This window comes from Natrialba magadii ATCC 43099, assembly GCF_000025625.1.
In the GTDB taxonomy this organism is placed as follows: domain Archaea; phylum Halobacteriota; class Halobacteria; order Halobacteriales; family Natrialbaceae; genus Natrialba; species Natrialba magadii.
Window position 1 is genome coordinate 1,328,433 of sequence record NC_013922.1, and the last position, 14,565, is coordinate 1,342,997.

The 14,565-nt window shown below is 61.4% G+C and carries 16 protein-coding genes; 7 read left to right on the forward strand and 9 right to left on the reverse strand.

Annotated features, from left to right (window positions below; translation table 11 throughout):
* Positions 1–12: 12 nt before the first annotated feature.
* The 3 genes from NMAG_RS06215 to NMAG_RS06225 form a co-directional block, all read right to left on the reverse strand.
* Positions 13–1,491 (reverse strand): ATPase domain-containing protein, encoded by a 1,479-nt coding sequence (locus tag NMAG_RS06215; protein ID WP_004217217.1) that lies wholly within the window; start codon positions 1,489–1,491, stop codon positions 13–15.
* Positions 1,492–1,645: 154 nt separating this feature from the next.
* Positions 1,646–2,470, reverse strand: coding sequence for an MBL fold metallo-hydrolase (locus NMAG_RS06220; RefSeq protein ID WP_004217218.1), 825 nt, complete (start codon positions 2,468–2,470; stop codon positions 1,646–1,648).
* Positions 2,471–2,557: 87 nt separating this feature from the next.
* Positions 2,558–2,986: a hypothetical protein gene (locus NMAG_RS06225; protein WP_004217219.1), complete on the reverse strand. Its 429-nt coding sequence runs from the start codon at positions 2,984–2,986 to the stop codon at positions 2,558–2,560.
* 196 nt (positions 2,987–3,182) lie between these two features.
* On the opposite strand from NMAG_RS06225, the gene NMAG_RS06230 reads away from it, so the two are divergent.
* Positions 3,183–3,383 carry a hypothetical protein gene (locus NMAG_RS06230; RefSeq protein WP_004217220.1) on the forward strand — a complete coding sequence of 67 codons (201 nt, stop codon included), beginning with the start codon at positions 3,183–3,185 and terminating at the stop codon, positions 3,381–3,383.
* Positions 3,384–3,533: 150 nt separating this feature from the next.
* Here NMAG_RS06230 and NMAG_RS06235 read toward each other — a convergent pair whose 3' ends face one another.
* Positions 3,534–4,967: an ATP-binding protein gene (locus tag NMAG_RS06235; RefSeq protein ID WP_004217223.1), complete on the reverse strand. Its 1,434-nt coding sequence runs from the start codon at positions 4,965–4,967 to the stop codon at positions 3,534–3,536.
* Positions 4,968–5,159: 192 nt separating this feature from the next.
* Here NMAG_RS06235 and NMAG_RS06240 point away from each other — a divergent pair, with 192 nt between their 5' ends.
* Positions 5,160–5,528 carry a universal stress protein gene (locus NMAG_RS06240; RefSeq protein ID WP_012996499.1) on the forward strand — a complete coding sequence of 123 codons (369 nt, stop codon included), beginning with the start codon at positions 5,160–5,162 and terminating at the stop codon, positions 5,526–5,528.
* A 2-nt stretch (positions 5,529–5,530) separates the two neighbouring features.
* A complete protein-coding gene (locus tag NMAG_RS06245) occupies positions 5,531–6,094 on the forward strand; it encodes a GNAT family N-acetyltransferase (RefSeq protein ID WP_012996500.1) in 564 nt (187 codons plus the stop codon).
* A 53-nt stretch (positions 6,095–6,147) separates the two neighbouring features.
* On the opposite strand, the gene NMAG_RS06250 is transcribed toward NMAG_RS06245, so the two are convergent.
* The gene (locus NMAG_RS06250) at positions 6,148–6,609 is read right to left on the reverse strand and encodes a universal stress protein (RefSeq protein WP_049916418.1); all 462 of its coding nucleotides are present in this window, start codon (positions 6,607–6,609) and stop codon (positions 6,148–6,150) included.
* A gap of 83 nt (positions 6,610–6,692) precedes the next feature.
* Complete coding sequence (locus NMAG_RS06255) at positions 6,693–8,009, reverse strand: APC family permease (RefSeq protein ID WP_237076840.1); 1,317 nt, start codon at positions 8,007–8,009, stop codon at positions 6,693–6,695.
* Positions 8,010–8,396: 387 nt separating this feature from the next.
* Between NMAG_RS06255 and NMAG_RS06260 the strand changes: the two genes are divergently transcribed.
* Together NMAG_RS06260 and NMAG_RS06265 are read left to right on the forward strand one after the other, a co-directional pair.
* A complete protein-coding gene (locus NMAG_RS06260; protein WP_004267937.1) occupies positions 8,397–8,948 on the forward strand; it encodes an Lrp/AsnC family transcriptional regulator in 552 nt (183 codons plus the stop codon).
* 82 nt (positions 8,949–9,030) lie between these two features.
* Positions 9,031–9,492 (forward strand): universal stress protein, encoded by a 462-nt coding sequence (locus NMAG_RS06265; RefSeq protein WP_004267938.1) that lies wholly within the window; start codon positions 9,031–9,033, stop codon positions 9,490–9,492.
* Positions 9,493–9,585: 93 nt separating this feature from the next.
* On the opposite strand, the gene NMAG_RS06270 is transcribed toward NMAG_RS06265, so the two are convergent.
* On the reverse strand, positions 9,586–10,359 hold the full coding sequence (locus NMAG_RS06270; protein WP_004267939.1) for an SDR family oxidoreductase: 774 nt from the start codon (positions 10,357–10,359) through the stop codon (positions 9,586–9,588).
* Positions 10,360–10,486: 127 nt separating this feature from the next.
* On the opposite strand from NMAG_RS06270, the gene NMAG_RS06275 reads away from it, so the two are divergent.
* Positions 10,487–11,776, forward strand: a complete 1,290-nt coding sequence (locus NMAG_RS06275; protein ID WP_004267940.1) for a DHH family phosphoesterase — start codon at positions 10,487–10,489, stop codon at positions 11,774–11,776.
* Between the two features lie 85 nt (positions 11,777–11,861).
* On the opposite strand, the gene NMAG_RS06280 is transcribed toward NMAG_RS06275, so the two are convergent.
* Both NMAG_RS06280 and NMAG_RS06285 read right to left on the reverse strand, forming a co-directional pair.
* The gene (locus NMAG_RS06280) at positions 11,862–12,164 is read right to left on the reverse strand and encodes a hypothetical protein (RefSeq protein ID WP_004267941.1); all 303 of its coding nucleotides are present in this window, start codon (positions 12,162–12,164) and stop codon (positions 11,862–11,864) included.
* Positions 12,165–12,264: 100 nt separating this feature from the next.
* Complete coding sequence (locus NMAG_RS06285) at positions 12,265–12,969, reverse strand: hypothetical protein (RefSeq protein WP_004267942.1); 705 nt, start codon at positions 12,967–12,969, stop codon at positions 12,265–12,267.
* A gap of 166 nt (positions 12,970–13,135) precedes the next feature.
* Between NMAG_RS06285 and NMAG_RS06290 the strand changes: the two genes are divergently transcribed.
* Complete coding sequence (locus tag NMAG_RS06290) at positions 13,136–14,503, forward strand: restriction endonuclease (RefSeq protein WP_004267943.1); 1,368 nt, start codon at positions 13,136–13,138, stop codon at positions 14,501–14,503.
* Positions 14,504–14,565: the final 62 nt, after the last annotated feature.

Consider the following 14,565-nt stretch of genomic DNA (forward strand, 5'->3'; position numbering starts at 1 on the left):
GCTGGTGACGACTCATTCGCACTGGTGCTGGTGTGGATCTGCTGGCCCGCCCATTCGCGGCGTTCCCTGGAGGATGCCGTAGAGACCGGTCAGCGGTTCACCGACGCGGATGCCGTTGCTCTCGATTTTAAACTCCCGAAGGTTGTGCTCGAAACTGCCCGAGCGCTTCTTGAGGACGCCGACTACCTTCCGGAGGCTGCCGTCCATCTCGACGTAGCTCAGGAACAGCAGATTGTCCGCGACGTAGCTCAAATTGTTACTCGTTGCGTTCGAGATACCCGTGATTTCAGAGATTTCGTTCGTGATCAGGACCGTCACGCCCCGGTTCTTGAGATAGCGGGTGAGCGCGTGAAGCTTTCGGACGAGCATGTCCTCGTTGCCCTGAATTGAGGTCGTATAGCCGTCGAGTCCGTCGATCATCACAATGTCCGTCTCGCGCTCGTCGACCTCCTGTTTGACCATATGCGCGAACTCCTCGCCTGAGAGCGTCCGCGGTTCGATTTCAGTGATCGAAAGCGTCCCCTCCTCGCGCATCGTCGTCACCGGCATCCCGATCGCCTCGGAACGATGCTCGTAGGTCTCCATATCCTCCTCGAAGAGGTACACCGCCGATTTCATCCCGTTTTTCGCCGCCTGTGCGAGGAACTGTGTCCCAGTCGAGGTCTTCCCCGCTCCCGTCGGACCGCTGATGAACGTCACGGTGCGCTTGTCGAACCCACCGCCGACGAGTTCGTCCAGTCCCTCGATACCGAACTCGAGTTGGATCGATTCGAACGGGTGCTCGTGGCGTTCGGGGACCAGTTGTGGGAAGATTTCGAGGCCGCTTCCGCGGATCTCCATGCCGTGGTCGCCCTCGCGCTGGCCAAGTGCGCGATGTTTGGCGACCTTGATGCGGCGACCGCCGTCGCCACGCGTGAGTTCGATGATACCGTCGCTGAGCGACCGTATTTCGGTGTCATACTCCTGGTCCGTGGAGGGCGTTGCGGTCGTGACGACGGTAATTTCGCGCTGTTTGAGAAACCGCATGAACGCGAGGATGCGCTTTCGGAACTGGTAGTCGTTCGCCTCGACGTACCGAAGTTGGGTGATAGGGTCGACGACGACCCGGTCGGGGTCGATCTCTCGGATCGCGTCGTGAATGTTCTGTGTGTACCGGTCTTGCTCGATGTCGCTCGGGTCGACCAAATCGTACGAGTAGTCTTCAGTGAAGAAATCCGAGTCGGGCCCGAGATCGAGAAACTCCGCGTCCGTAACGTCGATACCCACTGCCTCGCCGTTTGCGACGATTTCCTCTTTGGACTCCTCGCCGTGGATGAACAGCACCGTTTCGTCGTCGTTCAGCCCCTCTTCGAGGAAGTGCATCCCGAGTAACGTCTTCCCGGTGCCGGGCTGACCGTGAACGAGATACATTCGCCCTGGAACGAACCCGCCGTGCAAAATATCGTCGAGGCCACCGACCCCGCTACTCACCGGGGACGTTCGATGTTCCATATAGGGTTTAAAAGGGGCTGAGTGACATTAAGTAATCGCTTGCGGATGGGGAAAGAACCTCTCCCCGCTTGCAGGCCATACCTGGCGCTACCAGCAGTTTTGCGCGACAATAACCAACACAGGTCGGTGACGTGATGAGGACTCACCACGACGATTACAGTTCGTACGTCTCGCCATCGAGCGCCAGCGGCTCCGCAAACGCATCGTCTGCCGGATAAAAGTGTGCGATGTGGACGAGCCTCGTTTGCTCGGCGTCGAGGTCGTCCGCGAGCGCGAGTGCACCCTCGCGCGTCATGTGTTTGGTCCCGAAGGTGCGCGCCACTCCATCGTCGTCTGTGTGTCTGCCGCCGATCGGATGTGCATCACAGAGTTCCGCGGGAACGATCGCATCCGCTAACAACAGGTCAGGATCGGCAAGCACCTCACGCGAAGCCTGCGGGATCGCATAGCTCGTATCACCCGACAGCGAGAGCTTCGCCCCGGTTTGGGGGTCCTCGATAGCAAGCCCATAACACACGAGCGGTGGGTGATCGACCGGGACGAGCGTCACATCGAACCCACAGATTCGGGTGGACTCGAGTGGCGTCGTCGGCTGGACGGTGACGGCGTCGAGGTAGTCGTAGTCGCTGGCGACGGTTTCGGCGACGCTCTGGCCGGTCTGGGGGTCGGTTTCGTCGGCGGCGTGGACGTCGAGCGAGTCAAACACGCGAAAGACGTTGCCGAGGCCGTCGAGGTGGTCGAAGTGGATGTGGGTGATGATAGCGGCGTCGGGAAGTGGAACCGACTCACGCAGGAACTGATACCGGAAGTCGGGGCTGAAGTCGACGAGCAGGGACTCGTCGGTGCGGTCGTTCTCGACGTGGACCGAAAAGCGCGTGCGTTCTATGTCGCGCTCGCGGGCGGTTTCGCAGGTGTCACACTCACAGCCGACGGTGGGTGTGCCGGTCGTATCGCCGGTTCCGAGGAGCGTTACGCGCACGGGGTGATCACCATGGCTGTGGTTGGACTGCACTGCCCTGCTTCGGCCCGTCCCGTCTCACGGCCGATCAGTCGGCGTCGGCGTCGATTATACATACGTCTGCCCTTCCGCCAGCGCCTGCTGGATCAACGGGTGATTCGGTTGCGATTCGAACCGCTTCGCCGGGATGACGGACACCGAGACGACGATACCGTGCTCGATGCCGATCGATTCGCCAAGCGACTCGAGTTGGCGTTCGAGTTCGTCGTCGAGTGCGTCGTCTGCGAGGCCGACCAGGAGTTCCACCGAGGCGTGGACGGGGCGGTCGTTCTGGACGGCATCGCCGAAGGCGACGAGACGTTCGATTGCGTCGCCGTACTCGGCCTGTGCCTGGCGGGCGAACGCCGCTGCGGGGTCGGAAGGGGATCCGCTGTGAGAACCAGGATCCGAATCGGAACGCGTGACCCGATTCAGAGTGCGGTCTCCCCGACCGTCCGTATCGCGGTCTCTGTCCCCGGGTCGTGGCCCATCAGTCATTGCTAGACCGTTTATCCCCATCGCATAAAGGGTATACTGATCACCGACACCATGGGAGAGGCGTACGCCCCGGAACCGTGATCGATGTCGAGGATGTGTGCTTGTATGTCATTCTCTAGGTGATCGGATCCCTTTCCACCCACTATGCAGTTGGACAAATAGCCACAAATTCAGACTAGAAATCCGTTCCTGTTCAGTGATTACGTATGAGAAAAACGAGACACTGATCCCACGACTCAGCGGCTACGGGAAGCTGACTGTTGGGAGCGTCGTGGCCGGTGTCGTGGTGCTGCTTCTCGGCAACTCGAGTTCGCTTGCCGACGGGGTCGTCAGTCTCGCTGTCGTCGTTCTGGTCGTCGCGATGTATCGGAATCGGTCCGACGGGGACAACCGGTGACACGGAGACGGAACTGACTCCGGAACAGAACGGATTCGATCAAAAGAGTCGGTCGACGAGTTCGGTTTGTAGTCGTGTGGGGTCAGTGTCGGGCGTCGGGTCGATTACGAGTTCGAAGGTCGGCGTGAACTGCGGTGCGTGCTCGCGCAATCAGTGGTCGTGGCTGTGATCGTGGTCATGATCATGGTCATGGTCATGCTCGTGTCCACCATCACTCGCCGTCCCCTCGATATCTCCACCCGCGACGAGCGCGTCGTGGTCGCCCTCGATCATGTCCATATTCTTCAGGCTATCCCGTTCCTCGAACTCCTCGACCGCATTGAGCAGGTCGTCCTGGGTTAGTGTTCGTCGGTCCTCTGTGAGCGCTTCGAGGACCGCCTCGCGAAGCACCATCCGAAGGTCGCTGCCGGTCAGCCCTTCCGTGGCCTCGGCGATGAGTTGCGGATCGAACTCCTCGATGTCCATCGTACGGGTGATGACCTGCAGGATGTCCGCGCGCATGCCGTAGTCCGGCTTTGGGAAGTTGATGATCTCGTCGAAGCGCCGCCAGGCGGCGTCGTCTAGCTGATCGGGGTGGTTCGTTGCACCGATCAACAACACGTCGTCGTCGATCAGCGAGATGTTGTCGACGGCTTTGAGCAAGGTGTTGACCGCGCGCTTTAACGCCGCGTGCTCGTCGCTGCGGCGAGTCTTGGCGACGAAGTCGAACTCGTCGATAAAGAGAATACACGGCGAGAGCCGCTTTGCGACCTCGAACGTCTTGTCCACGTTCTTCGCCGTCTCACCGAGGTACTGGGAGGTGATCATCGAGAGTTTGACCTCGACGAACGGGAGGTCCATATCCCGCGCGAGCGCCTGTGCGGTCGAGGTCTTCCCGGTTCCCGGTGGGCCGACGAACAGCAGTTTCCCGATCTCGCGCAGACCGATTTCCGCGAGGTAGTCGCGGTGTTCGATCGCCTTCGAAATCTTGTCGATTTCGGCCTCCTGACCGTCCGTCAACACCAGATCGTCGAGCGTGATGTCGACTTCTTCGGGTGCGCGAACGTCGACGAGGTCGAGCATCTCCTCGTCCTCCTCGGTATCGAAGTACTCTTCGAGAAGGCTGTCGATCCAGACGCGGTCGGCCTGTATCGGCCGGTTGCGCTCGCGGGCTTCCTCGTGGCTCACGTCGCCGTCGATGGCGTCGTGGTCCGCGAAGTGCTTTGCGAGCGTTGGGTTCTCGTGTAAGCGGTCGGCGTCGACGCGCTCTGCGAACCAGGATTCGGCCATCTCCTGCTGAGTGAGCGAGATCGAGCCGGAGAATTCGTCGCGCTCGGTGAACATCAGTTCGGAAATGGCGTCCCACGGCCGGTCGACGCCGGTTGCCTCGCGAGCGGTGCTGTTGGTCGCCGAAAGCGGCCGGCTGATACCGGTGTGGCGACGGCGGTTCGGTTCCTCCTCTTCATCCTCCTCGTTGTCGACGCCGCCGGTCCAGAATACCCGGCGAAACGACGGTGGAAGGTCGTTCTCGTCAAGCGTCCTGTCGTCCGAGTACACGCTCGTCGTGAGCAGGAACTCCACGACATCGAGCGCTGCATCACTCATTCGGTCACCGTACTCACTACACGGTCTTAACAGCGTCGTCACGTCCATCGTATGTGAGAGCGTGCCGACATCGTCATCGCCGGTCAGTGGTCACCGCTGGCGACCACGGCTGGGCCGAAACAGCGACGACAGGCAACGGTGACAACTGGCGACGGCACAACGATTTTCGTCCCCCGGTGCACACCAGTCCGTATGAACGTACTCGTAGGACTCGGCGGTAGCGACGAATCGATCAAAACGCTCCAACAGACGATCGAGCGCACCCAGGATGTGGGCGACGACCTCACCGTCGCCGTCCTCGAGAAGCCAGAGTCGAAACGCAGCCAGGACGAAATGTACGAGGAAGCCGACTCCCTGCTCTCCGAGGCCGGCGTCGACGCCGATCTCGTCCGTCTCGAGGGCGACCCCGGCAGTGCGCTCGTCGACCACGCTGAACAGGGCGAGTTCGACCAACTGGTCATCGGCGGCGGCACACTCAGTCCGATGGGGAAAATTCAGCTCGGACCGATCACCGAGTTCGTCCTGCTGAACGCGCCGACGACCGTCAAACTGGTGCGATAACGATGGGCCGCGAGCGACTCTACCCCGACGAGCCGTCGGGACCGTTTCCGTCGCCACCGTCGACTATCGAGGACCGCGAGGGTCGCGACATCGAGATTCAAGCCCCTGGCGAGCTCACGACCGACCTCGAAGCCGTCGTCGAAATGTACGACCAGTTCGATCCAACCGACCGGGCCCAGGGGATCCCACCGACAGGCGAACAACGGATCCGCAACTGGCTCGAAACGATCGCCGACAAGAGCGTCAACGTGATCGCCCGCCACGGCGAGACCGTCATCGCTCACGCAATGCTGGTGCCCGACACAGACGACCCAGCAGCGATCGAGGACAGGGATGAGATCGAGTGGGAACTCGCCATCTTCGTCCTGCAGGACTACCAGCGGGCGGGAATCGGGACCCACCTGCTCGAACACCTGCTCGGCCACGCGAGCGACGTCGGTATCGAACGCGTCTGGCTCACCGTCGAGCGATGGAACAATCCCGCAATCGCACTCTACGAGCGCGTCGGCTTCGAAGCCTCCGGCACCGAGAGCTTCGAACAGGAGATGTCGATTCGACTCGAGTAGTTCTTCCTCGAGACTCGGTTTCCTCTCGCACTCTCTGTCTCTCCTTGTCCCTGTTAGACCGAGAGCACCGGCTGACTCGCATAGGACAGCACGTACTCGGCGACCTTCTCGAGTACCTCCGCCGACGCGGCGTCGCTCACGGGTTCGCGTGGGAGAACGATGAAGTCGGCGTCGACGTCGTCTGCGGTGTCGAGGACGACGTTGCCGGGGTGGCGCGTCTTGCGCGTCTGTGAAAAGCCGTCGTCGATCGAGGTCGACAGCGAGACGTCTCGCTGGTCGGCGATCCGGCTCACGTCTTCGAGAAAGCCCTGTGAGTTCTCGGCGACGGCGGCTTCGTCGACGGTGCCAACGTCCATCCCGCGGACGACGCCGCGGCCGAGTACGTAGAGAACGTGGACCGACGCGTCGTAGCGGTCAGCGACCGCGACGGCATACTCGACAGCAGTCGCAGACTCGTCACTTCCGTCGACGGGTGCGAGAACGGTATCTACGGTCACCGGCTCGCTGTCGTCCATGGACATATGGGGAGGGTGTGCGCGCAGTCGGCAAAAAGCCTCGGGCGAGAGTCACCACATTGGAGTCGCTCTGTCCACGCAGGTCAGTCGTCTTGCAGTTGTTCGATCTTCTCGAATGCGGCCTGTTCGTGTTCTTCTGAGTGGCCCTCGGAGACGAAGTAGAAGACGAGGCCAAGCACACACCACAACAACACGATCAGCCACTCGTAGGGCCACAGCAGGGCAGATTGACCGCCAGGAAGGTAGAGGTAGACGAAGAACACCGTCAGAGCGAGGCCGAAGGAGCCGACGGCCTTGCCGCCCGGCACTTTGTACGGTCGGTCCATCTCGGGCTCGCGGTAGCGCAGAACGAGGAAGGAGACGGCGACGAGCAGCCACGCGACGACGATACCGAGTCCGCCCGCGTTGACGATCCAGTCGAGCATCTGTTCGCCGAACAGCGGTGCGAGCACGGAGAGACCGCCGATAAAGAGGATCGCATTACTCGGCGTGTTGTACTTGGGATGGATCTTCGCAAAGGACTTCGGCAGCATACCGCTCTCTGCAAGCGCGAAGATGGCGCGGCTGCCACCGATGATGAAGGCGTTCCAGCTGGTGAGGATGCCAGCGATGCCGGCCAGCGCCATGAGCTGGCCGATGGTCTGGCTGTCGAACAGCGCGGCCATCGCATCAGCGGCCGGCAGCGTACTGTCGACGAGTTCAGCGCCGGAGAGGCCGCGACTTCCACCCCAGATCACGGCGATGTAGAACAGCGTCGCCATCCCGACGGCGGCGATCACGAGCAAGCCGAGCGAGCGCGGATCGACGTCGGCCTCCTCGGCCGACTGAGGGATCACGTCGAACCCGACGAACATGAACGGCGTCTGGAGGATAACGGCGAAGATGCCGGCGGTGCCGGCGGTGAACGCGGGGTCCGGCGAGGGAGAGCCGTAGCCAATCGCGCCGGCGATGAGGACGGCACCCGCAAACGCGATCACGATGGTCATGATGATCTGGAACTGCGCCGCCGGACGGATGCCGACGTAGTTCAGCGCCGTGATGAAGACGGTACCGAGGACGCCAACGAGGACCCACGTCCCGTAGACCGGTTCCCCGGCGACCGACCAAAGTTCGACCGCGTTGAAGTTCGGAATCAAGAACGCCATCGCCGAGGGGAGCGCGACGGCTTCGAACGCGGCGACGGTGACGTAGCCGAAGATGATCGCCCACGTACAGACGAACGCTCCGATCGGCCCGAGCGCCCGTAAACTGTAGACGTGCTCGCCGCCGACGATCGGCATCGCAGAGGCGAGTTCGCCGTAGAGGATCGCGACGACACCGACCATGAACCCGCCGATAATAAAGGCGAGAATCGAGCCGAGCGGGCCGCCTTCGTTGATCCACGTGCCGGAGAGGATAATCCATCCCTAGCCGATCATCGCACCGAACGCGAGAACTAACGTGTCTCGTTTTGAGAGTGTGCGAACGAGTCCACTCTCGGTTGTCTCTGACATACACACTCGCAAACCAATTGATTGTATAAAACACCATCTCTCTCGCGCATATTAGACATGGTCCGTGTTTTCAATATATGGTGGGATATTAGACAACAATTCACAAATTAGCGCCAGTTGGGACAGCCAATCTATCGCGATAGAATCCGTTTCGAACCGTGTTCAATTGAGAAACAGTTACAGCGGTTCGGACGACAGCATAGAGACACACCGACGCACTGTCCCACATCGGGTCACCGAGTCGGCCCGCTGCCGACCCGACTCGAGTACGGACGTGCACGGCGAGTGATCACAATGAGCGACGACATGGGACGCGACACAGCCGACCTCGACGAAAAGGACATTCAGATTCTCAAAGCGGTCGCCTCGAAGGGCGTTACCAGCCCCGACAAGATCCACCAGGAGACTGGCATCCCCAAATCCACGGTTCACTACCGCCTGGATCAGCTGCAGGACGCGGGGGTACTCGAGAACGACCGCTACGATATGAACCTCGAGAAACTGGGACTTTCGATCACACTCATCTCGGAGGTGTGGGCGGAGTTCGACGAGGGGTACCACCAGACCGTCGGCGAGAAACTCACCGCGATCGAGGGCGTCAATCAAGTGCACTTCACGATGGGCGAGACGGATTTCGTCGTCATCGCACACGTGCCGAACCGACAGCTGGTCGAATCGCTAGTGGCGGACTACGAGGCGATCGACGAGATTCGGCGCACGAGTTCGAAGTTCGTTATCACGACGCTCAAGGACGAGCCGTTACCGGTCAACGATTTCGAGTACGAGACGCTCGTGCGTACGTTGACGGATTCGGAGCTCGACGTCGAGGATGACGCCGACAACTGACCCCGACGACTGACCTTGACGGAGTCCCGCCCGCGGCGGACTGCCGTCAGGGTTTATAGCAACGGCCACCCAATCGTCGGCCATGTTCGACACGGTCGTCGTCGCCACAGACGGCTCCGACAGCGTCAGCCGTGCTATCGACGTCGCACTCGATCTGGCCGGCCGATTCGACGCCGAGGTCCACGCGCTCTCGGTCGTCGACGCCAGCGAGGTCGACGCCTCACCCCAACAGCTCCGCGAGGAACTGCGCACCGCACTCGAGACGACCGCCGACGCCGCGCTCGCCACCGTCGAGGATCGGACGGACCGCGAGATTACGACCGCGGCGCGCGAAGGCCGTCCAGCCGCCGAAATCTGTGAGTACGCCCGCGAGGTCGACGCCGACCTCGTCGCGACCGGTACCCGCGGCCGCCACGGCGAGAACCGCCTGCTGCTCGGCAGTGTTGCCGAGCGCATTGTCCGCACCTCGCCCGTCCCGGTGCTGACTGTTCGGCAACTCGAGTCGATGGCTGAGAGCGGTGACGATTCGGCTGCTGTGGCGTAACAGCAGCTATAGTGGGAGTGGTGCCGTCCGAAACAGCTCTGAACTGTGGAAGAGGGTTCGACGGCCACTGGTCCTCGTGACCGGTGTCGGTACCTACTGTGTGTTCGTCATCCCGCCGTCAACGACGAGCGATTCACCAGTTACGTAGTCCGAGAGGTCGCTTGCGAGATACAGCGCCGCGTCCGCAACGTCTTCAGGTTGACCCGCCCGGCGTGACGGGATTGCCTGCAAGAAGTCCGCTTCGGCATCTGTTCCCATGATTGGGTAGTCATCAGTCGTCATCGCCGTCTCGATCAGGCCCGGATGAATCGCGTTCACACGAACGCCATCGGGCCCCAGATTCGCCGCCATCGCATACGTGAACAGCCGCACAGCACCTTTTGTCCCACAGTAGGTGACGAACTCGCCCGACCCCTCAAGACCAGCGACCGACGAGAGGTTGATAATCTTGCCACCGTCGGCTTCGACCATCCGCTTTGCTGCCGCTTGCGCGCCGAAAAAGACACCTTTGACGTTGATGTCCATCATCCGGCCGAACTCGTCCTCGTCGACGTCGAGGAATTCCTCGCCGTGGAAGATTCCCGCGTTGTTCACCATTACGGTGACACCGCCGAACTCCTCAGCGGCCTCGACGGCCGATTCGAGGTCATCGACATTCGTGACGTCACACTCGACGAATGTCGCCTTCGCGTCCGTTTCGGCCTCGATCAGTTCGTGCGTTGGTTTCCCATCCTCTCGAGGCGACTCCTGGATGTCTGCGACGACGATGTCGGCTCCCTCTGAAGCGAACTGGCGTGCAATCGCGCGTCCGTTTCCGCTCGAACCACCCGTAACAACGGCTACGTCATCCGTGAGTAATGGAGACATTACACACGATATAGGCCACCAGAAGAGATAACGTTAGCGCGAGTGAGTCGGCCAGGAGTATAGACGGGAGCTGACAACAGCCACCCAAGACCGGCGGTTACTTCCCGCCCGCTCACCCAGTACCGGTATGTTCGACGAACTCATCGACAGCGGCGAGCTCCCGATCGCTCGCAAGTCTGTCCTCCCGGGCACCGGCTTCTTTCTCCCGGACGAACTCGAGGAGGACTTCGAAGACGAACAGACCCAGGCAGCACTCGAGGGTGCGGATGTCGCAGTCATCGCCGACTCCGACGCGGACGGCCTCGCCTGTGTCGCACTGATTCGTGAGGCGTACGACGACGTGCAGGTTGTGCCGGAGCCGGACGACGACACGGACACCGAGGACGCTGAAGGAACCGAAGAAACCGAAGAAACCGAAGCAATCGCCGCCGGCGACAACGGCGACAACCCACTCGAAGAACCCGAGCCAACACCACACTCCGTCGCGCTCGTCCCCGCCAGCCCGCACAACGTCGAGGACGCCCTCGCCCGCGTCGCGGAATTCGGCGACGACGGCATCGATCTCTTCGTCTGTGACCTCTGTCCCGACCGCTACGAGTACGTCGAGGACGAACTCGACGCCGCACTTGACACCGCCGACAGCGTCTCGTGGTACGACCATCACCAGTGGGGCGACGACGTGGCTGACGCGGTTCGCGATGCCGGTGTTGAACTCGTCGTCGGCGACTCCGACGAAGAGTGCAGCGCCGATGTCGTCTACCGGTCACTCGAGTACGAGTTCGATTCGATGTACGAGGAGCTCGCAGCGGTCACCCGGGATCACGACCTCTGGCTGCGCGAGGATCCGCGCAGCGACGATTTGGCGGATTACGCCTACTGGACGGATCCGGCGGAGTACGTCGAGGTCGTTCGCGAGTACGGCGTCGATCTGCCAGCGTGGGCCGAGGAGTTCATCGCCGAGCGGCGAATCGAGAAAGAGCAATTGATCGAGCAGGCGATCGGTCGCGCCGAGTTCCGCGAGATTGGCGATTACACGGTCGGGATCACCTACGGCCGATGTTCGCAGAACGAGGTGGCAGAGGCGATGCGCGAGGACGGTGCCGACGCCTCGGTGATCGTCAAGCCCGCGGGCTCGGCGTCGATCCGCGGCACGGACGAGTTCGACCGCTGTCACGAGGTCGCGGGGAAGGTAAACGGTGGCGGGCATCCGAAGGCGGCGGGCTGTAAGCCCGATATCTACAACGATATGCTCGACTACGCGAATCACTGGACCTCCCGCGGTGCGGTGACGAAGCAGGTGATTCTCACTGCGTTCCGAGATGTGGTTGAGTCAGAGCCCGAGTCCGAATCCGACGAGGCTGCAGACGACGAACACGAAGACGACGAAAGTGAGACTGACGCGAACGGCGACGCCTGAGACGAGCGGTATACAACTCTTCGCGCCCGGAATCCACTCTTCTATCCAGGGACACCGAAACTGACGCTGGTCGCTTCCCGTCACGTCACAATCTCATATCGGTTCGCCAGTAGTGGATCATAACGGACGCAGTTCCGAGGATCGAGAACGCGCCACCGATCACGCCGACTGCACTGGCCGCGAAGAACGGAACGATGAGCGCACCGATGACGCCGCCGCCGACCTGCAGCAGTTTCCCAAATTCAGTGAGCTCGACGGTTCGAATCTGAAAAATGTTCTCGTAGCGAAACGCTCGCTCGGGGTCGACGATACTGAGTCCGGCAAAGGCCCCGATGAGGCCGAAGATAACGCCGAAAACGACGTTGAGTACGGAGATGGTGGCGGACATATGAGTATAATCTAACAATTGTCTCAAGAACCTTTCTGTCTGTTGAGACTCGGTACGAGAACTTCGGCTGCTGAGAAACGATGTGAGAACCGCTAAAAGACTACTCCTGGGAGAGCACGTACCGCAACACCAGCTGCAGCACGTGGACGAAGACACCGGCCACGGCGATGTAGACGCCGATCGTCTGCAGGGTTGCCGAGGCGTCTCTGTTATCTCTGACCTGCCAGATCTCGTAGCCGAGGCGGAGCAGGAAGCCGAGGAAGATCAGCACGAAGCCAACGAGCAGCAACTCTGGTAGGACGAACGAACCGACGAGGATTACGAGAACGCCGCCGATGAACGAGAAGTTCGCGAATCGCCCCCAGTGCTCGAACGTCGCACTTCGCGCGTAGATGTAGCCGGAGATCAGCGCCGTCATCACGGCGACGACGACCGCAGTCAGGGCCAGAATCTCGACCTGCAAGACCTGCGGTGCCCGCGAGAGGACGCCAGCTCCGAAGATTCCGAACGCGAGTTGCAGGATGAGCATCCCGACGAACGCGATTCCCATATCGCCGCCCGTGACGCCGCGTTCGGCGATGAGTTCGCCACCCATGATCGCTGCGCCGTAGATGATCACGCCGAGAATCGGTGCGGCCCCGAACAGGTAATTGTTGATCTCCGCAAGCTGTGGCATCTGTGCGAAGACGTACATCAGGACGACGTTGATCCCCATCAGCACGCTCGCACCGCCGATGACGCGCGCCTCACGACTCGAGAGGCCGAAGCCACGCTCTGTCTCCTGTGGTGTCTCGAAGGAACTCATTGGACGTGCTACCGCAGCAGGGCTGAAAAGCGTGGTCCTTGTTGTCGGGCGGTTTTCCGGTACCGTCAGTCGACCGCCCCAGCCGTCACGATCCGTGATCGTCACAATCCGCGACCATCACGACCGAAAGACTGTCGGTAATACCACAACAAGCGCCGCTATCCGGATGGCACTACTGGACGAACTCTCGGGCTACGAATTCGAGGACCTGATGGTCGACGTCTTTCGTCATCTCGGCTACGAGAACGTCCGCCAGTCGGCGCGTACGGCCGACGAAGGGCGCGATATTCTGATGGAAGAAGTCGTCGACGGCAGGCGACGCGCGGTCGTCGTAGAGTGCAAGCACACAGACACGGTTAGCCGCCCCGTCGTCCAGAAACTCCACTCAGCAGTGGCGACGTACGACTACGACGGCCCCAAACGGGGAATGGTGGCGACAACTGGACGGTTCACCCGGCCGGCCAGGGAGTACGCCGCCGAACTCGGCACCACCACCGACGGCGGCGTCGAACTCGTCGACGGCACCGACCTCCGCGAGATCGGCGAGGAAATCGGGATGGACCTCTACAACGGCCGCATCGAGATCCTCTGTGAGGAGGCACTCGCGCCAACTCACCCGACGGCCGGCCGCGACGCACCCGTCTTCGAGACACTCCGAGACGTCAGAAACATCGCCCCCGAAACGGTTCCGACACCCGAGACGAGCGTCGCGTTCGAGCCGATGGTCACCGTGAGTGCCAACACGAGCGCAACCTTCGAAACCTCCGTCGGCGTCATCCATAGCCTGAACGAGACGACGGACCTGGTGCTCCACGCCGGCGGCGACGAACCGCGCGTCGCACGCGGTGAGCGTCGCGACCTGGTCACCGACCGAACCGCACCGCGGGTTTCCCTCGAGGAGCGGAAAACTGAACTCGAGTGCACGTTCGACGAACTCGAGTACACTCGCTTCGGCCGGACCGAAACGGCGTACAAGGAGTGGGCAATCGACCGGCTTCGACAGGTACACACGACGACGGTTCACTACACGGGCGACAACAACGTCGACTACGAAAAGACGTGCACGCCGAACCGATCTGACGTGTCAGTCCGTTCGATCGACCCGGTCTACCTGCCACGCGTTCGCTCGCGGCTCGCACTCGGCGAGTACGAGTATCGCTACGTGTACGATGCAGCAGGCTCGTCGCGGGCAGTGGTTCGAAACGAGTTTCGCGAGTGTGTCCACTGCGAGACCAGCGGCGTCGGCGGTTCGTACACCTACTGCGACAACTGTGGGAGCATCAACTGCGAGGACCATATCAGGACGGAACGACTCGAGGACGAGCCAGTCTGTACCGGCTGTGCAGTCACCGAGCGGTTCGCGCTGAAGACGAAGTACTTCTACGACGAGGAGAATCGGGAGGCGTTCCGCGCGGAGTACGAGGAGATGGCATTGCACGAGAAGGCGATGGAGAACGTGCCGCTCGCCGTTGGGTGCGTCCTGGCGCTCCTGTTCACGCTGTTCGTCGTTGCGAGTTCGGTCGGCGTGGTGTAGGCACCAGTTTCTTGCTGTGGCTCCGCCCTCCGACACAGGCGTTCGTTGATACACTCGCGTAC

Coding starts and splice junctions, on each gene's coding strand:
- NMAG_RS06245 (WP_012996500.1), top strand. CDS start 5,531: ATGGGCCGCGAGCGACTCTACCCCGACGAGCCGTCGGGACCGTTTCCG.
- NMAG_RS06260 (WP_004267937.1), top strand. CDS start 8,397: ATGAGCGACGACATGGGACGCGACACAGCCGACCTCGACGAAAAGGAC.
- NMAG_RS06235 (WP_004217223.1), bottom strand. CDS start 4,967: ATGAGTGATGCAGCGCTCGATGTCGTGGAGTTCCTGCTCACGACGAGC.
- NMAG_RS06280 (WP_004267941.1), bottom strand. CDS start 12,164: ATGTCCGCCACCATCTCCGTACTCAACGTCGTTTTCGGCGTTATCTTC.
- NMAG_RS06285 (WP_004267942.1), bottom strand. CDS start 12,969: ATGAGTTCCTTCGAGACACCACAGGAGACAGAGCGTGGCTTCGGCCTC.
- NMAG_RS06215 (WP_004217217.1), bottom strand. CDS start 1,491: ATGGAACATCGAACGTCCCCGGTGAGTAGCGGGGTCGGTGGCCTCGAC.
- NMAG_RS06275 (WP_004267940.1), top strand. CDS start 10,487: ATGTTCGACGAACTCATCGACAGCGGCGAGCTCCCGATCGCTCGCAAG.
- NMAG_RS06240 (WP_012996499.1), top strand. CDS start 5,160: ATGAACGTACTCGTAGGACTCGGCGGTAGCGACGAATCGATCAAAACG.
- NMAG_RS06225 (WP_004217219.1), bottom strand. CDS start 2,986: ATGACTGATGGGCCACGACCCGGGGACAGAGACCGCGATACGGACGGT.
- NMAG_RS06250 (WP_049916418.1), bottom strand. CDS start 6,609: ATGGACGACAGCGAGCCGGTGACCGTAGATACCGTTCTCGCACCCGTC.
- NMAG_RS06265 (WP_004267938.1), top strand. CDS start 9,031: ATGTTCGACACGGTCGTCGTCGCCACAGACGGCTCCGACAGCGTCAGC.
- NMAG_RS06270 (WP_004267939.1), bottom strand. CDS start 10,359: ATGTCTCCATTACTCACGGATGACGTAGCCGTTGTTACGGGTGGTTCG.
- NMAG_RS06290 (WP_004267943.1), top strand. CDS start 13,136: ATGGCACTACTGGACGAACTCTCGGGCTACGAATTCGAGGACCTGATG.